Source organism: Streptomyces sp. NBC_00086 (assembly GCF_026343255.1).
Classification (GTDB): domain Bacteria; phylum Actinomycetota; class Actinomycetes; order Streptomycetales; family Streptomycetaceae; genus Streptomyces.
This window is the reverse complement of sequence record NZ_JAPELZ010000001.1, coordinates 4,270,854-4,285,649: the sequence shown is the minus strand read 5'-3', so window position 1 is coordinate 4,285,649 and position 14,796 is coordinate 4,270,854. Positions and strand designations below refer to the sequence as shown.

13 protein-coding genes and 3 tRNA genes are annotated in these 14,796 nt (G+C 72.1%); 6 read left to right on the top strand and 10 right to left on the bottom strand.

The window, feature by feature from the left end:
* Positions 1-9: 9 nt before the first annotated feature.
* From OG276_RS19230 to purS, 6 genes are all read right to left on the bottom strand, one after another.
* The gene (locus OG276_RS19230; protein ID WP_266907126.1) at positions 10-837 is read right to left on the bottom strand and encodes an META domain-containing protein; all 828 of its coding nucleotides are present in this window, start codon (positions 835-837) and stop codon (positions 10-12) included.
* 38 nt (positions 838-875) lie between these two features.
* Entirely contained in the window at positions 876-1,667 is a 792-nt protein-coding gene (locus tag OG276_RS19225; protein WP_266907124.1) for a maleylpyruvate isomerase family mycothiol-dependent enzyme, read from the bottom strand.
* 42 nt (positions 1,668-1,709) lie between these two features.
* On the bottom strand, positions 1,710-2,249 hold the full coding sequence (locus tag OG276_RS19220; RefSeq protein ID WP_266907122.1) for a hypothetical protein: 540 nt from the start codon (positions 2,247-2,249) through the stop codon (positions 1,710-1,712).
* A gap of 123 nt (positions 2,250-2,372) precedes the next feature.
* A complete protein-coding gene (gene purL, locus OG276_RS19215) occupies positions 2,373-4,622 on the bottom strand; it encodes a phosphoribosylformylglycinamidine synthase subunit PurL (RefSeq protein WP_266907120.1) in 2,250 nt (749 codons plus the stop codon).
* On the bottom strand, positions 4,619-5,299 hold the full coding sequence (gene purQ / locus OG276_RS19210) for a phosphoribosylformylglycinamidine synthase subunit PurQ (RefSeq protein ID WP_266907118.1): 681 nt from the start codon (positions 5,297-5,299) through the stop codon (positions 4,619-4,621). Before purQ ends, purL begins: the two co-directional genes overlap by 4 nt.
* 2 nt (positions 5,300-5,301) lie before the next feature.
* Positions 5,302-5,553: a phosphoribosylformylglycinamidine synthase subunit PurS gene (gene purS, locus OG276_RS19205; RefSeq protein WP_008740952.1), complete on the bottom strand. Its 252-nt coding sequence runs from the start codon at positions 5,551-5,553 to the stop codon at positions 5,302-5,304.
* Between the two features lie 356 nt (positions 5,554-5,909).
* Between purS and OG276_RS19200 the strand changes: the two genes are divergently transcribed.
* The 6 genes from OG276_RS19200 to OG276_RS19175 all read left to right on the top strand — a co-directional run bounded on the left by OG276_RS19200 (position 5,910) and on the right by OG276_RS19175 (position 8,603).
* Entirely contained in the window at positions 5,910-6,227 is a 318-nt protein-coding gene (locus OG276_RS19200) for an Lsr2 family protein (RefSeq protein WP_266879001.1), read from the top strand.
* An 86-nt stretch (positions 6,228-6,313) separates the two neighbouring features.
* Positions 6,314-6,385 (top strand) — tRNA-Gly (locus tag OG276_RS19195).
* 79 nt (positions 6,386-6,464) lie between these two features.
* Positions 6,465-6,537, top strand: a tRNA-Gly gene (locus OG276_RS19190).
* A 116-nt stretch (positions 6,538-6,653) separates the two neighbouring features.
* On the top strand, positions 6,654-7,898 hold the full coding sequence (locus OG276_RS19185) for a sensor histidine kinase (RefSeq protein ID WP_266907116.1): 1,245 nt from the start codon (positions 6,654-6,656) through the stop codon (positions 7,896-7,898).
* Positions 7,895-8,506 (top strand): response regulator transcription factor, encoded by a 612-nt coding sequence (locus tag OG276_RS19180; RefSeq protein ID WP_266907114.1) that lies wholly within the window; start codon positions 7,895-7,897, stop codon positions 8,504-8,506. The genes OG276_RS19185 and OG276_RS19180 overlap by 4 nt, the downstream gene beginning before the upstream one ends.
* Positions 8,507-8,530: 24 nt before the next feature.
* Positions 8,531-8,603: transfer RNA gene (locus tag OG276_RS19175), tRNA-Gly, on the top strand.
* Between the two features lie 129 nt (positions 8,604-8,732).
* On the opposite strand, the gene OG276_RS19170 is transcribed toward OG276_RS19175, so the two are convergent.
* From OG276_RS19170 to purD, 4 genes are all read right to left on the bottom strand, one after another.
* Positions 8,733-9,635, bottom strand: coding sequence for a phosphoribosylaminoimidazolesuccinocarboxamide synthase (locus OG276_RS19170; RefSeq protein ID WP_266907112.1), 903 nt, complete (start codon positions 9,633-9,635; stop codon positions 8,733-8,735).
* Positions 9,636-9,712: 77 nt separating this feature from the next.
* Positions 9,713-11,200 carry a N,N-dimethylformamidase beta subunit family domain-containing protein gene (locus OG276_RS19165; RefSeq protein ID WP_266907111.1) on the bottom strand — a complete coding sequence of 496 codons (1,488 nt, stop codon included), beginning with the start codon at positions 11,198-11,200 and terminating at the stop codon, positions 9,713-9,715.
* A 366-nt stretch (positions 11,201-11,566) separates the two neighbouring features.
* Positions 11,567-13,183 carry a hypothetical protein gene (locus tag OG276_RS19160; protein ID WP_266907109.1) on the bottom strand — a complete coding sequence of 539 codons (1,617 nt, stop codon included), beginning with the start codon at positions 13,181-13,183 and terminating at the stop codon, positions 11,567-11,569.
* A gap of 309 nt (positions 13,184-13,492) precedes the next feature.
* Positions 13,493-14,746: a phosphoribosylamine--glycine ligase gene (purD, locus tag OG276_RS19155; protein WP_266907107.1), complete on the bottom strand. Its 1,254-nt coding sequence runs from the start codon at positions 14,744-14,746 to the stop codon at positions 13,493-13,495.
* Positions 14,747-14,796 lie beyond the last annotated feature (50 nt).

The window sequence follows — 14,796 nt, the reverse complement described above, 5'->3', positions numbered from 1 at the left end:
GAGCGGAGGTCACTCGACGGCCGAGGCCGCCTTCGCGGTGATGGCGGTGCCCGAACCGGTCGCGGTGAGGGTGAGGGCGTCGCCCTGGATCTTCCAGTCGAGCGGGCCGCCGCCGAACAGCTCCGTGAGGGCCCGCTCGACCTCTCCGGGTCCGCCCTCGCAGGCCATCCGGGTGGTGATGAGGGGGCCGACGGTGAGCCGGTTGCCCTCGACGGCGGCGCTCGCGCTGAACCGGTTGCAGCCGAGGTTGCCACTCACCGTCCCGTCCGCGCCCACGGTGAAGCGGGCCCGGCCCTCGGCGCCGGCCGGGACCGAGGAGGCCGTCTCCCCCTTGATCAGGGAATCCACGGTCCACTGCGTGGCGACGAGCGGGGCCGCGGGGGCCGGAGGCTTCGAGTTCAGGGCGATCGTGCTCCCGTCGGAGGTCTTCAGCGTGATCTTCTCCTGGCCCTGTTCCACGGTCAGCGAGCCCCGGAAGAGCTTGGCGAAGGCCGTCTCGAACGGCAGGTCGGCGCAGGCCATGTCCGTGTGGGCGCCGGGCGACACGGTCATGGTGGCCGCCGAGTCGAAGACCACCGCGGCCGTGAAGCCGTTGCAGCCGTAGTTTCCGCTGGCTTCGGCCTCGTAGCCCTTGCCGCGCTCCACGGACAGCCGGGCGGCAGCGGGAGCGCGCAGCACCGCGCCGTCGACGGTCAGGCTCTCGACCGACCAGGATCCGGAGAACCCGCGGGCGGGTTGCGTCCCCGGATCGGCGCCGCCGTCACCGCAGGCGGTGGCGGTGGCGGACAGCGCGAGTACGGCGACCAGGGCGGCGGGGAGGAGCGGCAGCGTACGCATGCCGGTGGGACGCGGCCGGCCGCGAACCGGTTCCCGGATCAGCTCATCAGGGGGAGCAGCGCCGAGAGGTCGGCGCGCTCGCCGCTGGCCCTGACCTGGGCCCCGTCCAGCGCTTCGGCCCAGCTCGTCCGGCCGGTGGCGAGCCGGATCCAGGTCAGCGGGTCGGTCTCCACCACGTTCGGCGGGGTGCCGCGGGTGTGCCGGGGCCCCTCGACGCACTGCACCACCGCGAACGGCGGCACGCGGAACTCCACCGCCCCGCCCGGAGCCTTGATCGCGAGGGCGTCGGCGAGCAGCCGGGTGCAGGCCGCCAGGGCCTGGCGGTCCAGGGGGATGTCCAGGCCGGTGGCGCGGCGCAGGTCCTCGGTGTGGACGACGAGCTCGACGGTGCGGGTGACCAGGAAGTCGGCCAGGGTCATGGCCCCGATCCACAGGTCGAGCACGCGCCCGCCGGGGTTCGCTTCGAGCGCCTCGGCGAGGCGGGCTCCGGCCCGGTCGTAGAGCTCGGCGAGCGGGGCGCCCTCCAGGGTCTCCTTGGCGGCCTCGGCGATCTTCCCGGCGAGCGAGGCCGTCGCGAAGGGCCACTCGGCGGCGGACAGTTCGGCGACGGCGGCGGGCGGCCGGGCGAGGCCGCCGGCCAGCGAGTCGGCGATCCACGCGATGTGCGCGGCCAGCTCCGCGACGGACCAGTCCCCGACCCCGCTCGGGCGCGCGAGCTGCTCCGGCTCCAACTCCCGTACGGCGTCGCGGACGTGGTGGAACTGCGCGAGGACGGCCGCGCGGGTCCTGGCGTGGTCGTAGGTGCGCGGCTTCTTCTTGGCGGGCGGCATGGGGCCGACCCTACGCCGCCCGGACCGGCCGGACGGCCCACCTCAGTCCTTCGGTGCCGGGGGCAGACTGGTCTCGCAGCCCGCCTTCGCCGCGGCGCGCACGGCCGCCTCGCGGGCCAGCCCCGACAGGAAGCCGCGCCCCCTTCTGCCCCGGCCGTCGCCCTCGCCGGCGGCGGTCGCCCGCAGGGCGGTCACTCCGCCGGACCTGGCCGGGTCGGCGCACTTCGCGATCGCCGTGACGCTGAAGGGCCCGTGATCGAACCTGCTTCCGCCCGGTTCGGCGTCCTTGGAGGTCACCACCGTGACGGAGGCGAACTCGTCCATCTGCTTCTGGCCCTCGAACGTCCCCTCGCGCAGCAGCACGCACGCCTGGTCCGCCGTGGCGCCCGCCTCCACCCTGGGCATGCCGAACCCCATCACCGCATCCGGATCGACCAGTCCCTGACAGTTCTCGATGATCTCCGCCCGGCTCCGCGCACGGTCCCCGGAGTTGTCGTAGAGGAACCAGCCGCCCACCCCCACGGCGGCCACGATCACCGGTATCCCGGCCCCGAGGAGCCACCGGCCCCAACTCTGCTCCATCTGCGCCCCGTTCCCCCCGCCGGCCCCGCCACCGCCGTCGGCGCGGGCTCCTTGCCGGAACGGACGAGCCCCCGCCCGGAACGGTTCCGGACGGGGGCTGCGCGGTTCGTGCAGAACGGCTGCTCAGGCGAGCAGTGCCGGGATCGTGCCCTCGTGGGCGGTACGGAGCTCCGCCAGCGGGAGGGTGAACTCGCCCTGGATCTCGATCTCCTCGCCGTCGACCACACCGATCCGGGTCGCCGGCAGGCCCCGCGCACCGCACATGTCGGTGAAGCGGAGCTCCTCGCTGCGCGGGACGGCCACGATGGCGCGGCCCGCGGACTCGGAGAACAGGAAGGTGAAGGCGTCCAGCGGCTCCGGCACCACGATCCGCGCACCGTTGCCGCCGCGCAGGCAGGACTCGGTGAGCGCCTGGATCACGCCGCCGTCGGACAGGTCGTGCGCGGCGTCGATCATGCCGTCGCGCGAGGCCGAGATGAGGATCTCCGCGAGGAGCTTCTCGCGGCCCAGGTCCACCTTGGGCGGCATGCCGCCGAGGTGCTGGTGGACCACCTCGGACCAGGCCGAACCACCGAACTCCTCGGCGGTGTCGCCGAGCAGGTACAGCAGCTGGCCGGCCTCCGCGAACGCCATCGGCGTACGGCGGTTGACGTCGTCGATCACACCGAGGACCGCCACGACCGGGGTCGGGTGGATCGCGATGTCGCCCGTCTGGTTGTAGAGGGAGACGTTGCCGCCGGTCACCGGGGTGCCCAGCTCCAGGCAGCCGTCCGCGAGACCGCGGCAGGCCTCGGCGAACTGCCACATGACGTCCGGGTCCTCGGGGGAGCCGAAGTTCAGGCAGTCGGAGATCGCGAGGGGCTTGGCGCCGGTCGCGGCCACGTTGCGGTAGGACTCGGCCAGCGCGAGCTGCGCGCCCGTGTAGGGGTCGAGCTTCGCGTAGCGGCCGTTGCCGTCGGTGGACATGGCGACGCCGAGGTTGGTCTCCTCGTCGATGCGGACCATGCCGGCGTCCTCGGGCTGCGAGAGCACCGTGTTGCCCTGGACGAAGCGGTCGTACTGGTCGGTGATCCAGGACTTCGAGGCCTGGTTCGGTGACGAGACCAGGGCTAGGACCTGCGCGCGCAGCTCCTCGCCGGTCTGCGGGCGGGGCAGCTTGCCGGCGTCGTCCGCCTGCAGCGCGTCCTGCCAGGAGGGGCGCGCGTACGGGCGGTTGTAGACGGGACCCTCGTGGGCGACGGTGCCCGGGGGCACGTCCACGATCTGCTCGCCGTGCCAGAAGATCTCCAGGCGCTCGCCGTCGGTCACCTCACCGATGACGGTGGCGATGACGTCCCACTTCTCGCAGATCTCCATGAAGCGGTCCACGTACTGCGGCTCGACGATCGCGCACATGCGCTCCTGCGACTCGCTCATGAGGATTTCCTCGGGCGAGAGCGTCGCGTCGCGCAGCGGAACGGTGTCGAGGTCCACGCGCATGCCGCCGGAACCGGCGGAGGCCAGCTCGCTCGTGGCGCAGGAGAGCCCGGCGCCGCCGAGGTCCTGGATGCCCGCGACCAGCTTCTCCTTGAAGATCTCCAGGGTGCACTCGATGAGGAGCTTCTCCTGGAAGGGGTCGCCGACCTGGACCGCCGGACGCTTGGTCGGCTTCGTGTCGTCGAAGGTCTCCGAGGCGAGGACGGAGACTCCGCCGATGCCGTCGCCGCCCGTGCGGGCGCCGTAGAGGATGACCTTGTTGCCCGGGCCGGAGGCCTTGGCGAGGTGGATGTCCTCGTGCTTCATGACGCCGATGCAGCCGGCGTTCACGAGGGGGTTGCCCTGGTAGCAGGCGTCGAAGACGACCTCGCCGCCGATGTTCGGCAGGCCGAGGCAGTTGCCGTAGCCGCCGATGCCCGCGACCACGCCCGGCAGGACGCGCTTGGTGTCGGGGTGGTCGGCCGCGCCGAAGCGCAGCGGGTCGACGACGGCGACCGGGCGGGCGCCCATGGCGAGGATGTCGCGGACGATGCCGCCGATGCCGGTGGCCGCGCCCTGGTAGGGCTCGATGTAGCTCGGGTGGTTGTGCGACTCGACCTTGAAGGTGACCGCGTAACCCTGGCCGACGTCGACGACTCCGGCGTTCTCGCCGATCCCGACGAGCATGGCGTCGTTCTGCGGGACCTTCTCGCCGAACTGCTTCAGGTGGACCTTGCTGCTCTTGTACGAGCAGTGCTCGGACCACATGACGGAGTACATGGCGAGCTCGGCGCCGGTGGGACGGCGCTCCAGGATCTCGCGGATCCGGGCGTACTCGTCCTCCTTGAGGCCGAGTTCCTTCCAGGGCTGGGAGGCGTCCGGGGTCTCGGTGGCGTTCTTGACGGTGTCGAGGCTCATGCGCTGACCAGCTTCTTCAGGACCGAGGTGAAGAACGGGAGGCCGTCGGTGCGGCCCGTCCCGATCAGCGGCTCGACCGCGTGCTCGGGGTGCGGCATGAGGCCGACGACGTTGCCCGCGGCATTGGTGATGCCGGCGATGTCGCGCAGCGAGCCGTTCGGGTTGACGTCGAGGTACCGGAAGGCCACTCGGCCTTCGGCCTCCAGTTCGTCCAGCACCCGCTCGTCGGCCACGTAGCGGCCGTCCATGTTCTTGAGCGGTACGGAGATCTCCTCGCCGGCGGTGTAGTCACCGGTCCAGGCGGTCTCCGCGTTCTCCACCCGCAGCTTCTGGTCGCGGCAGATGAAGTGCAGGTGGTTGTTGCGGAGCATCGCCCCCGGCAGCAGGTGGGCCTCGGTGAGGATCTGGAAGCCGTTGCAGATGCCGAGGACGGGCATGCCGCCCTTGGCCTGCTCGATGATGCTCTCCATCACCGGCGAGAAGCGGGAGATGGCTCCGGCGCGCAGGTAGTCCCCGTAGGAGAAGCCGCCCGCGAGGACGACCGCGTCGACCTGGTGGAGGTCCTTGTCGCGGTGCCAGAGCGATACGGGCTCGGCTCCCGCGAGGCGCACGGCGCGCAGCGAGTCACGGTCGTCGAGCGTTCCGGGGAACGTGACGACTCCGATGCGAGTGGTCACCGTCAGGCCTCGACCTTCACGGTGAAGTCTTCGATGACGGTGTTGGCGAGGAAGGTTTCGGCCATCTTGTGGATGCGGTCGAGGGCGGCCTGGTCGACCGGTCCCTCCACCTCCAGTTCGAAGCGCTTCCCCTGGCGGACGTCGGCGATCCCTTCGAAGCCCAGGCGCGGCAGTGCACGCTGCACCGCCTGGCCCTGGGGGTCGAGGATCTCCGGCTTGAGCATGACGTCGACTACGACGCGTGCCACTGGCACTCCCGATGAGGTGGTTGGTGCGAAGGCGGTTCCCTCAGCGTACCTGGAGGAAATTTCTACGCGGGTAGATTTCTCGCTTGTACGATCCTCCACGCCGTTTCGGCTTCACCAACGCTTCGCAAAATCCGCCGGAAAACCACGCGCCCGGCATTGCGGCGGGACACGCGGAGATAATTAACTGGGCTTCGCAATGCAATGAGAATCGGGGTACAAAGGATTCCTCCGTTGCACCGGCATTTTTCGGTGCACGGCGACGCCAGAAAGATGCATTCCTCCGAAACATCCACACAGGCGACATCACCGCTCCGTCCGCGCACGTCAGCGGGGAGCGGCGTCGCACGAAGGGACCGATATCCGTGGCGCAGCGCGTAGTAGTCACGATCTCCGACGACATCGATGGTGGAGATGCATCGGAAACGGTCGTCTTCGGGCTGGACGGTAAGTCGTACGAGATCGACCTCAATGTGGCCAACGCAAAGAAACTGCGGAAGAGCCTCGCCCCGTTCGTGGCCGCCGGCCGCCGCCAGGCCCGCTCCGGGAAGACCTTCAAGCACACCTCCATCGCCCCCGACCCGGCGGTCGTGCGGGCCTGGGCCCGCTCCAACCAGCTCGACGTCCCGCCGCGCGGACGCATCCCCAAGAAGGTCTACGAGGAGTACAACGCCGCTCACTGAGAGCCGATTTGCCATCCACCCCCACGGATCCGCTAGTGTGTGGATCACGCCAAGGGGCGAGGCCACAGGTCAGACCCCGAAGTCGTGCGGGTGTAGTTCAGTAGCAGAACATCCCCCTTCCAGGGGGAAGGCGCAGTGTGCGATCCCTGTCACCCGCTCTGCTCGCTTTACCGACCACGGTTGTGGATCAGGTAGAGTGATGCACGCATCGCACGGCAGTTTTGTCGTGGGAAGCATGCGGACGTAGCTCAGTTGGTAGAGCACCACCTTGCCAAGGTGGATGTCGCGCGTTCGAGTCGCGTCGTCCGCTCAGCGTATGAAGGCCCCGGTCATTGACCGGGGCCTTTGTCGTATTTCCTGCCGCATATCCGAGATCCATGACAGGTGTCATCCCCGTCCCGGCCGCAAGGCCGCGAGACTGGGGCCATGAAACTCAGCGGCTGGTGGAAGAACCGCAGCAGCGCGGGGAAGGTCGAGCTGTACACGCGCTGGTCGTTCCACTTCTTCGTGGTCGTCGAGATCGTGTCGATCGGACTGGCCGCACTGGGCTCGATGGCCGGGAAGGCCTCGCCGGTGGTCGGGCTCGCGCTCTTCCTGACGGTGTGCGCGCAGTCGGTGCTCGTCGGCTTCCTCTCCTCCCGGTCGATCGACTGGATCCTCGGCCGGCGCGAGCGTCCGGTGCGGCTCGCGGCCCTCACCGCCGCCCTGACCGTCGCCGCCTCCCTGGGCGTCCTCGCCGTGCGGGCGGCCGGCCTCGTCGACGCTTCGTCGGCGGCCCAGACCGTCGTCGTCGGCATGACCTCCTTCGCCAGCGGCACGTTCGTCCTGTGTCTGCGCAAGGTCCGGGAGATGCGCTACGTGGCTCCGGCCACGGCCGCCTTCGTCGGCCTGGCGTCCTTCGCCTTCGGCATCTCGGCGAGCGAGTCCGCCGGTCTGGCCGTCGGGGTGCTGCTGACCGGTGGTTTCCTCAGCTTCGCCTGCGGATTCTCCGGCTGGCTGCTCGACACCGTGTACGAGCTGGACCGGGCCCGCGAGGTCCAGGCGCAGCTCGCGGTGGCCGAGGAGCGGCTGCGGTTCGGCCGGGACCTGCACGACGTCATGGGCCGCAATCTGGCGGTGATCGCCCTCAAGAGCGAGCTGGCCGTGCAGCTCGCACGGCGCGAACGCCCGGAGGCCGTCGACCAGATGATCGAGGTGCAGCGGATCGCCCGGGAGTCCCAGAAGGAGGTCCGCGACGTGGTCCGCGGCTACCGCGAGGCGAACCTCGCGGTGGAGCTGGAAGGTGCGCGCGGAGTCCTGCACGCGGCCGGAATGGACTGCCTGGTCGAGTACGAGCAGGGCCGCGAGCTGCCCGCCGAGGCCCAGTCGGCGCTCGGCTGGGTGGTGCGCGAGGCGACGACGAACGTCCTGCGGCACGGCGACGCCCGCAGCTGCGTGATCCGGCTGACGGCCGCCCCCTCGGGCGCGCTCACGCTGGTGGTGGAGAACGACGGGGCCCCCAAGGCCCCGGCCGGGCCGCCGGGCTCGGGGCTCGCGGGCCTGCGGGAACGGCTCGCGGCGCTGGACGGCACGCTGGAGGCCGGCCCGGTGGGCGGCGGCCGGTTCCGGCTGCGGGCGCAGATTCCCGGCCCGGCGGCCGGGCCGATCCGAGAACTGGAGGCGCGGGCATGAGCCCCGTACGCGTACTGCTGGCCGACGACGAGCACCTGATCCGGGGCGCGCTCGCCGCGCTGCTGGGGCTGGAGGACGATCTGCTGGTCGTCGCCGAGGCCGCCTCGGGGCCGGAGGCGCTCGCGATGGCGCGGGCCCACCGGCCGGACGTGGCGGTGCTGGACCTGCAGATGCCGGGGGCCGACGGTGTGAGCGTGGCCACATCCCTGCGGGCCGAACTCCCCGACTGCAAGACCATGATCGTGACCAGCCACGGCCGGCCCGGGCACCTGAAGCGGGCGCTGGCCGCGGGCGTACGGGCCTTCGCGCCGAAGACCGTCTCGGCGCAGCGGCTGGCCGAGCTGATCCGTACCGTGCACGCCGGAGGCCGTTACGTGGATCCGGAGTTGGCGGCCGACGCCATCAGCGCGGGCGACTCCCCGCTGACCGCCCGCGAGGCCGAGGTGCTGGAACTGGCGGGGGACGGGGCGCCGATCGCGGAGATCGCGGAGCGGGCCTCACTGTCCCCGGGGACGGTGCGGAACTACCTGTCCTCGGCGGCGACGAAGCTGGGCGCCGAGAACCGGCACACGGCGGTGCGTCTCGCACGGGCCCGGGGTTGGGTATAGTAGTTCTCGCGCTACGGCGCACCTGCGGACATAGCTCAGTTGGTAGAGCACCACCTTGCCAAGGTGGATGTCGCGCGTTCGAGTCGCGTTGTCCGCTCAGCAGTGAAGAAAGCCCCGGTCCTCAAACCGGGGCTTTCTTCGTTTCCCGGGGTCGGCGCCCCGGGGAAAAGGGCCCCGTTTCCGGGGCCCTTCGCCGTTCTTCCGCCGTTCTCGGGCGTGTGGGGGCTCAGACCCAGGTCTGGCCCGTGAGCCGCTCGTAGGCCTCCACGTACCGGGAGCGGGTCTGCTCCACGATCTCCTGCGGGAGGACGGGCGGCGGGAGTTCGCCCTTGGAGTTCCAGCCGGAGGCCGGGGAGGACAGCCAGTCGCGGACGTACTGCTTGTCGAAGGACGGCTGGCTGTGGCCCGGCTCCCACAGGTCTGCCGGCCAGAAGCGCGAGGAGTCCGGGGTCAGCACCTCGTCGGCGGCGACCAGGTTGCCGTCCTTGTCGAAGCCGAACTCGAACTTGGTGTCCGCCAGGATGATCCCGCGGTCGCGGGCGATGTCCCGGGCCCGGCCGTAGACGGCGAGGGTGGTCTGGCGCAGCAGGGCGGCCGTTTCGGCGCCCTGGGTGCGCGCGACCTCCTCGTAGGAGACGTTCTCGTCGTGCTCGCCGACCTCGGCCTTGGCGGCCGGGGTGAAGATCGGGGCGGGCAGCTCGGATCCGTCGACCAGGCCCTCGGGCAGGGCCAGCCCGCAGACCGTACGGGTCTTCTCGTACTCGGCGAGGCCCGAGCCGGTCAGGTAGCCGCGGGCCACGCACTCGACGGGGACCATGTCGAGGTTCTGGCAGACCAGGGCGCGGCCGGCCCAGTCGGCGGGGGCGCCGGCGGGCAGCTCGGTGCTGATGACGTGGTTCGGGACGAGGTCCGCGAGCTGGTCGAACCACCACAGGGAGAGCTGGGTCAGGATCCGGCCCTTGTCCGGGATCTCGGTGGGCAGCACCCAGTCGGCGGCGGAGATGCGGTCGCTGGCGACCATGACGAGATGGCCGTCCTCGTCGCGGTAGAGGTCGCGGACCTTGCCGGTGTGGAGGTGGACGAGGCCGGGCACCTGGACCGGCTCGGGCTTTTCGACGAATCCGGGCACGGAGTCTCCCTGTGGTTCTGTACGAGCGCGCGGCCCATTCTCCCGCACCGGGCCGGGGGCGGGGACCGCGGGTCCGGTCAGTCCCTCTTGCAGATGCGGTCGAGGAGATTGGCGGTGGCCCGCTGGACCCGCTCGTCCACGTGCCCGGGGCGGTCGAGGGCCGGGGACCAGGCGAAGGTGCCCGACGCGAAGACGAGCGCGCCGCTGGGAGCCCGGTAGAGGGAGGTCTCCTGGTGGCGGCGGTGGCCCTCGCCGTCCTCGTACGGGGAGTGCGCGAGCAGCATCCGGCTCTGGTGCTCGGGCAACTGCGTGCGCGGGAAGTACCGGTCGGCCTCGCCCGCGACCAGGCCGGGCAGTTCGTCGTTCTCGACGGCTCCGGTGGAGTCCCAGAGCCAGTGCGTGGCATTGCGCACGATGAGGGGCGCGGGCTCGGGGACCCGTCCCGCGTACTGGATGCCCAGCAGTTGCTGCTCGGGGCGGTCCACCTCGCGCCACAGGCTGGGGCGGCCGGGGCCGCGGCGTTTTCGGCAGGTCAGGAGCCGGTCGTCGACCCCGGAGGGCGAGGGGGAGAGCTCGACCTGCCAGTACATGGTGTTGGCGGAGAGGAAGACGAGCGAGGTGCCGTGGTCGCGGGCGCGCTCGACGGTGCGGCGCATCGGGCCGGACCAGTACTCGTCGTGGCCGGGGAAGACCAGGCCGCGGTAGCGGGTGGGGTCGACGCGGCCGGCGTGCAGGTCGCGGGCGTCGGCGTAGGCGAGGTCGTAGCCGTAGCGCTCGGCCCAGCGGATGAAGTCGTAGGCGTGCCCCACGTGCAGGGGCAGGCCCGCGCCGGCGTAGGGGCGGTCGAAGGAGACGGTGATGGCGGCGTCGCGCTCGCCGAGCAGCCGGCCCTCCTCGTCCCAGGCGTGGTAGAGGCTCGCGCCCGTCCTGCCGTCCTCCGGGTAGAGGTTGTAGGCCTGCCAGGTGATGTCGGGCAGCAGGAGCAGCAGATCGGCCGGGTGGTCGTCGCGCACCGTGAAGGGGATGTGCGAGCGGTATCCGTCGGCGGTCGTCAGCACCGCCACGTAGGCGCCGACGCTCCAGTACGAGGGGACCTGGAGCCGCCAGGAGAGCCACCAGTGGTGGCAGGAGACGGTGCGGTCGGCGGTCAGGGGCGCCGGCTGGACGATGCCGGAGAGCCGGGGGCTGGTGGTGATCTTGGAGGCGCCGTCACCGCCGTAGTGCCCGATGCGGTAGACGTCCACGGAGAACTGCTGGGGCGGATCCACGGTGATGTGGAAGTCGATGGCCTCACCGGGCGCGACGGCTCCGGTGGAGGCGAACCCCTTGATCTGCCGGTGCACGTCGTCGGCGGTGCGGGGGCCGCCCGCGCCACGGGCCCTGGGGATCTGCTGCCCCGGCCCGGCGGCGACGGCCGGGTCCACGTACCAGGGCACGACCTGACCGTTGTCGTCGTAGTAGAGCTCGCTCCCCCGGAACCACGGCAGGGGGCCCTGGCCGAAGGGATCGGTGACCGCGTGCGCGAGCGCACCTGACTCCCAACGCCGGATCTGCTCCGCACCCATACCGCTGCTCCCCTCCCTCGCTCCCCCGAATGCCGCGACCGATCCCCAGCACATCACATAACGCACGCACTCCGTCACCGTTCGTCGCGAAAAGTTCAACGGGGATCCCGCCCGCTCCCGGTCCTGGGGCCCGGGGGGCCTGAGAGGTCGCAGTGCCGTGCGCCCTGGGGCGTGGGCCCGGGGCGCCCGGGGCCCGCAGGCCCTAGGCCGTCTCTTCCGGATCTTGCCTGGCCCGCGCCGCCCGGCACCGCGCCTCGCCGCCTTGGCGGAACGCCAAGTACGTCCAGTACTCCGGCGCCCCGCCAAGGCGCCGATGCACGGCACCGGACGACGCGGGCTCAACCGGCAAGATCCGAAAGAGACGGCCTAGACCAGACGGACCGGCTTCTCGGGGCGTACGCCGACCTCCGCGAGCCAGTCCCGGAGCGGGGCGGGGTCCCGGTCCTCCACGAGCGCCAGCACCGGTCCGGCGAGGTCGGCCCGCCGCACCCCGGCGATCAGCAGGACGGGCCCGTCCAGCCAGTCCAGCCCGGGCTCACCCCCGGCGGAGTCGACGGCGGCGCAGCACACCAGCGCCACGACGTGGTCCGCCAGCAGGTCCCGCCCGCTGCGCGGAGCCTCCAGCGGGAACAGCGGCAGGGTGTCGGCCCCGCGGCCCGCGGCGGAGGCCGCCGGGGCGGGCACGGACTCCCGCGCCAGGTCACCGCTCAGCCGGCCCGCCAGGGCGTCGGCATCGGCCTCCGCGAGGTGGGCCAGCACCCGCTCCACCGTGGAGGCGGCGGGCACCGACGGAGCCGACAGCGCGTCCAGTGCGGCCAGCAGGCGGGCCGCCTCCGTGCGCCACTTGCGGTCGACGACCTCTTCCGGATAGGCCGCCCAGTCCACCGGCGACCAGTCCGGACCGGCCTCGGCCGGTCCCCCGTGGAACAGCCGAGCCGCCAGCAGCGAGGCGGCCTCGTCCACCGCACCCGGCTGGTCCAGCAGATCGCACGCCGGGCGCTCGCCCAGCCGCGAGGTGAACCCGTCGGCGAGCCGGTCGCGCCGGGACAGCTCGGTCAGTGCGGAGACGACGCCCGCGTCCAGGTGCGCGGGCCAGCGGCCCATGCGCCAGGCAGGCAGCGCGACGCGGGTCAGCAGCCGGTCCCAGCCGGCGTACGCCAGCCCGACCTGCTCCTGGGCGACGATGCGCAGCGCGTAGTCCACACCCTGGGCTCGGTCCGAGGCGGCGGCGGCGACCCCGCGCTCCATCTCGGCGGCGTCCACCCGGCACAGCCGCAGCAGCAGCCGGGCGGGGGCGCCGATCCAGCCGAGGAAACGGCGGCCGCCCACGTCCACGGCGGCGTCGAGGCCCCGTACGAATCCGCGCGCATCGGCTATGTCCGGGTGGGCGGAGGGGCCCGTACCGGCGACGACGGGCGCGAGGACGGCCCGTAGCTCGGCGACCCTCATCCACCACAGGAACGGCGAGCCGATCACCAGCACCGGGGCGGCGCCGGGCTCGGACTCCGGGCCACCGGCTCCGGCGGCCCCACCTGATATGAGCGCGCGGCCGCGGGCACGGCGGTGCGCGGCGTGCGTGCGGTCCTCCAGCCAGCTGTCGCAGTCGGGGGTCAGGGCTATCGCGGAGGGCGCAGGAACGTCCATCCGGTCCGCCAGGTCCCGTACGAGCCGGTAGAGATCAGGTGCGGCGGACTCCGACAGCGGCACGGTCGGGGTCATGGCGGGGCTCGCCCGCAGCACGACGGCGGCGAAGATCCCGCCGACGAGCAGGACGAACGCGGCGACGGCGCACACGACGAGGGTCACGGCCTGCCAGGGGTCACCGGCGAGCCGGCCCGTCATGCGGGCGCTCACCAGCACCACGGCCAGCGCGGCGGGCAGCAGCCCGACGGCCAGGGCCCTGCTGCGCACACGCAGCACGGCCAAGGCACGGGAACGCGCGGACGGCGTACCCACTTCAGCGATCGAACCGGTTCCGGACACGGCCGGACCTCACCCCCTCTGCCATGCGGCGGCGTTGCTCACTCCCCCACTGTGACACCAGCCACTGACATCGCAATGCCGGTGGGCCATGTGCCGGAATGAGAGCCGGAATGCTTGCGCCGCACCATAGTTGGGGCGGAGGCGGCCGTCAGGCAGACCGGGGGACGATCACCCGATGGAATGGCTTTGGGTAAAGCTGGGTGCGTTCGAACGCGGCCGGATGCACTCGCACGCGAGCATGCGCGCGGGCCCGGCCGCACCGAGTGCGCACCGGGCCCGCTTGCGTCGAATCCCGCTGAACGCCGCCGGTCAGCGGGATTCCGCGGCCTTCTCGGCGATGTCCGTGCGGTACTGCGAGCCGTCCAGCCCGATCCGCGCGACCGCCTTATACGCCCTGTCCCGGGCCTCCGCCAGATCGGAACCGGTCGCCGTCACCGACAGCACGCGTCCGCCCGCGCTGACGACCGCGTCGCCCTCGGCGCGGGTCCCCGCGTGCAGGACGTACGCGTGCGGGGCGTCCAGCTCGGCCACCTCGGCCAGGCCCGTGATGGGGTCCCCGGTGCGCGGGGTCTCCGGGTAGTTGTGGGAGGCGATGACCACGGTGACGGCCGCGTCCTCGCGCCAGCTGAGCGGGGGCAGGGTGTCCAGGGTGCCGTTGGCGGAGCCCAGCAGCACGCCCGCGAGCGGGGTGCGCAACCGGGCCAGGACGACCTGGGTCTCGGGGTCGCCGAAGCGGGCGTTGAACTCGATGACCCGCGTCCCGCGCGAGGTGATCGCGAGGCCCGCGTAGAGCAGCCCGGAGAAGGGGGTGCCGCGGCGGCGCAGCTCGTCCACGGTGGGCTGCAGGACGGAGGCCATGACCTCGTCGACCAGCTTCGGGTCGGCCCAGGGGAGCGGGGAGTACGCGCCCATGCCGCCGGTGTTGGGGCCCGCGTCGCCGTCGAGCGCGCGCTTGAAGTCCTGCGCGGGCTGGAGCGGCAGCACGGTGACGCCGTCGGTGATGGCGAAGAGGGAGACCTCGGGGCCGTCGAGGAACTCCTCGATGACCACCCGGTCGCAGGCCAGCGCGTGGGCGCGGGCGGCTGCCCGGTCGTCGGTGACCACGACGCCCTTGCCGGCGGCGAGGCCGTCGTCCTTGACCACGTACGGGGCGCCGAAGGCGTCGAGGGCCTCGTCCACCTCTTCCGGGGTGGTGCACACGTAGCTGCGGGCCGTCGGGACGCCGGCGGCGGCCATCACGTCCTTGGCGAAGGCCTTGGAGCCCTCCAGCTGCGCGGCTTCGCCGGACGGGCCGAAGACGGGGATGCCGACCGCGCGCACGGAGTCGGCGACCCCGGCGACGAGCGGGGCCTCCGGGCCGACGACGACCAGGTCGACGCGGAGCTCGGTGGCGAGGCGGGCGACGGCTTCGCCGTCGAGCGGGTCGACGGGGCGGAGCTCGGCCACCTCGGCGATGCCGGCGTTGCCGGGGGCGCAGTACAGCGCGTTGACGTCGGAATCGAGGGACAGAGAGCGGCACAGGGCATGTTCGCGGGCGCCGCCGCCGATGACGAGGACCTTCACGCGATGAAGACTAGCCCGCGTTCCCGGGTGCCCTTCGTGCGGGCACCCAA